The organism is Frankia gtarii, from assembly GCF_025403375.1.
In the GTDB taxonomy this organism is placed as follows: domain Bacteria; phylum Actinomycetota; class Actinomycetes; order Frankiales; family Frankiaceae; genus Frankia; species Frankia gtarii.
Map to the genome: position 1 here is coordinate 1 of NZ_JAMPTM010000426.1, position 3719 is coordinate 3719.

General features: G+C 71.8%; 3 protein-coding genes. 2 read left to right on the forward strand and 1 reads right to left on the reverse strand.

Translation table 11 applies throughout. The annotated features are described in order from the left end of the window. Positions 1-161 precede the first annotated feature (161 nt). Positions 162-2711, reverse strand: a complete 2550-nt coding sequence (locus NBZ83_RS30820; protein WP_261576381.1) for a TAXI family TRAP transporter solute-binding subunit — start codon at positions 2709-2711, stop codon at positions 162-164. Between NBZ83_RS30820 and NBZ83_RS34080 the strand changes: the two genes are divergently transcribed. Together NBZ83_RS34080 and NBZ83_RS34085 are read left to right on the forward strand one after the other, a co-directional pair. Next, entirely contained in the window at positions 2710-3009 is a 300-nt protein-coding gene (locus tag NBZ83_RS34080; RefSeq protein ID WP_368861931.1) for a MerR family transcriptional regulator, read from the forward strand. The genes NBZ83_RS30820 and NBZ83_RS34080 overlap by 2 nt on opposite strands. Further along, positions 2996-3187: a hypothetical protein gene (locus NBZ83_RS34085; protein ID WP_368861932.1), complete on the forward strand. Its 192-nt coding sequence runs from the start codon at positions 2996-2998 to the stop codon at positions 3185-3187. The genes NBZ83_RS34080 and NBZ83_RS34085 overlap by 14 nt, the downstream gene beginning before the upstream one ends. The last annotated feature ends 532 nt before the right edge of the window (positions 3188-3719 follow it).

A 3719-nucleotide genomic window follows, 5' to 3' on the forward strand; every position in this document is an offset into this window, starting at 1 on the left:
TATAAGAGACAGTGTCTGGGGTGCGGATGCCGGCGCGGAATCTGCTGGTCACCAGCCGGGATCCGACGGTGCGCCGGGTCGGGGTGGACGGCGAGGCCGCCGTTTCACGCGCCGTCGCCTCGCTTTTCGGCTCCTGCCCCGCCGGGTGGTCGGCCCGCTTGTCAGGAGGAGCCGGGTTGGGCTGGGCAGGGGGGATGGACGCCGACGCCCTGGTAGTAGCCGGCCGCCGCGGCATGCATGGGTACCAGGCAGTAGAGCGGGCTCGTGCCGACGGTCTGCGGCGCGGTGAGGAAGTGGCGCGAGCCCTGGCCCACGCCCCAGAGATCGCGTTCGAAGTCGCCGCGATGCCGGAAGAGCGCGTCGGTGGCGAAGCCGACGAGCGCGCTGTCGGTGTGCTCGTTGGCGACGAGGGCATTGGCGACGGCGACCGTCGCCGTACGCGTCGTCCCGGCATAGTCCGGCGGGCCGTAGGACTCGGTCTCGTAGGCCGGTCCGGGGACGAAGGCCGATCCGAGTAGCCCGCCGTAGTAGGCGTCCCACTCCGTCTGCATGCCGTTGCGGTAGGCGTCCAGCGGCAGAAGCCGGATGCTCAGACCGTGGGCGATGGCGTCGCGGATCTCCTGGGTGGGAGCGCCCGCCGCCCACAGGATGGCGTTGATCCTCCCCTGCCGCATGGCCGTGATCGCGTCGGTGAGGGTGAGCGAGACCAGCTTCGGATGGCAGCCGGGGATCTGGCGGAACAGCACCGTCCCGATCTGCTGCGTGCCGGAGTCATTCAGCCCGGTCGCGACCGTGCCCGCGCACAGGCCGGTCGCGTCGTGAATGCCGGAGTCCGTCCGGACGAAGAGCTGCAGGAGGTCGAACCACAGCGGGCCGACCGTCCGTAGCTGGGAGATCGGGGAGCCGGCGAACTGGTAGACCCCGTTGTGCGCGTCCACGGCCGTGGTGAGCTGGGTGACGGCCAGGGCGCACTGGGCCGCCTGCGGATCGCGCACGCTCTGCAGGTTGTAGGCGCTGCCGGAGGTGGGCGCCACGGTCACCCGCGAGCCCGGGTAACGGCTCTGGATCTGCCGGGCGAGTGTTATTCCATAGCGATAGTAGGGAGTGTCGGCCTGACCGGTGAGGATGGTGATCTGCGGGCACCGGCCCAGCACTGGCGCGGGCCCGGCGGAGGAGCCGCCGCGTTGCGCCAGCGCCACCCCCGCGCCGCCGAGCAGGCAGAGCACGGCCACGGCCGCGGCGGCGAGCACCCGGCGCCGCCGGCGGCGGCCCGGCGGCCTGCCGTCCGCATCACCGTCAGCGGCAGCTCGGACGTCGTCGCTCAGGTGTAGCCGGGTGCCGGCGCGGTCAGTCCAGCCGGGGCCGTAGGCCGCGGCCGCCGCGGCGGCGAGGTCACGGGCGAAGGCGTGCGCCGAGGGCTGCCGGCGTTCCGGCTCCTTGGCCAGGGCCCGCATCACGACCGCGGCGATCGGGGCGGCGACGCCCGCGGGCGTCGCCGGCGTGACGTTGAGCTTGTGGTGCAGCTGCGCGGGCGGGCTCAGGTCGGGGCTGAACGGTGGTGACCCGGCGAGCAGCTCGTAGAGCACCGTCCCCAGCGCGTAGAGATCGGTCGCCGGCCCGAGCCGTCCGCCGGTGATTTGCTCGGGTGCCATGTAGCGGGGAGTGCCGATGATCGTGGTCGCGGTGACCTGGGAACCCTCGAAGATCTTAGCGATGCCGAAGTCGGTGACCTTCAGCAGGCCATCGGCGTCGAACAGGACGTTGTCCGGCTTGATGTCGCGGTGCAGGACGCCGCGACCGTGGATGTAGGCCAGCGCCTCCGCGACCGCGAGCCCGACGGCGCAGGCCTGCTCGCCCGACATCCCGGCGCGACGGGTGAGGGTGCCACCCGGCAGCAGCTCCATCATGATCATGTGGAGGTCGTCGTGCGCGATGTAGTCATGGACGCGGACGACATGGGGATGCTGGTCCAGCTCCGCCAGCACCCGCGCCTCGGCGGCGAAACGCGCGGGGGTGGTGTCCTGCAGCGCCGTCAGCACCTTGATCGCGACATCGCGGCCGAGGGCGCGATGTCGGCCGGCGAGTACGAGACCGAAGCTTCCGGAACCGAGGCGGGCGCCGACGTCGTAGCCGGGTAACGCGGCCGCCACCTCCGCGACGAGCGCGGCGGTCCGGCCGGCGGGCGAGAAGCCGCGCGCCGCCGCGGGCCGGCGCCCGGTGGACGTGGACGCTCCCGGCCAAGGCGCGTCGTCGTCGGCCTCGTTGTCGGCATCGGTGGGCCGGGGATCCCACAGACCGCGCAGCAGTCGGTCACGGGACTCCTGCTCGGTGCACTCCACGAGATCCACGGGGGCGAGGCGGGCCAGCAGCGGGGGGAGCGTGACCGGGGCGAGCAGAACCGGAACGAATAGACCCGGGCGACGGCGGGTGAGCTGCTCCGCGGCCGCCAGCTGCTCGGGCCCGAAAAATGCCGGATCCAGGAAGTCCGGCGAGATCACCATGACGATCCGTGCCGGGTCCGCCATCGCGTCGACCCGTTCGGTGAGAATGCGCGCCGATGCCCGCCACGACCATTCGTCCCGCTCGACCGTGTGACCGGCCTCGCGCAGCTCCCTGCTGATCCACCGGCCCCAGGGACGATCGGACTCCGTGACGCTGATGAAAATCCGCAGTGCCCTGTCGGGCGGCTGGCCATGATTCCCCCGTGCCATGGATACAGCTTGCCAGTACCCCGTCCGGTTCATCCGGTCGGATGCTCCCGAGGGTGCCGCGGGCGTTTTCTCGGTCCGGCCACCGCGCCGGATCGTCGCCGACCGGACGCCCGCCGGCCGCCCTGCCGGCGAGCGTCGTTATTACGACAGGACCGGTCTGTTGTGTCCGTCGTTGCGGAATGGCGGTGGACATCGGCTCTATACCGGTGACGACGCCCGCAGGCTGTATCAGATCGCCGCCCTGCGGGGTCTGAAATCTCCCGCCGGGGCAGATCCGCGGGCGCTTGACCACGGATAAGGACGACCGCGTCCGGCTCCGGCTGGCCTTCGACCAGGTCGCCGCCGCCCTGGATCAGGGTACGGATATTGGCCGCGACCACCTCGGCGTGCTTCTGGGCAGGCCGGGCCATCTTCAGTTCCGGCAGCGCGGTGACGTCCCCGACCGCGAACACCGCCTCCTGGCCGCGCACCCGTAGTTTCCGGGGTGACGGCCACCCGCCCGTCGGGCTGCCGGGCCGTGCGCAGCTCGGCGTGTCGAGGTAGTCGCTGTCGACACTCGCGCCGTAGCAGGCGAACCAGACGTCCACGGTGATGTCTTCGCCTGCCTCTGTCGTGACCCGTGAAGGTGCCCGCCCGGCCCGCGCCACGCCGTCGTGCGTGCCGCGCAACGTCGAGATGGCGCTGCCGCTGTCCACAGCATCGATCTTCGCGGGGTAGGGATACGCCGAGCCCGTCGCGAGGACGACGCAGTCGGCCGCGATCCGCGTCCCCGACTGCAGTTCCGCCCAGCCCGGGTCCACCACCCCGCGCAGCGTGGCGACGTTGTGGACGAACGCGTCGCGGCTTTCGACCAGGACGGACGACGTCGGAGACCTCATCCGGAGCCTTCGCCACCGTGATTCCGCCGTATCCGCCGTCGACCACCACAACGGTGGGAGCCAAGGCGCGCCTCCTGCCAGGCCGGTCATCCCCCCGGCTCAGGACGGCGGCGGTGGGTCGGGCCGGGGG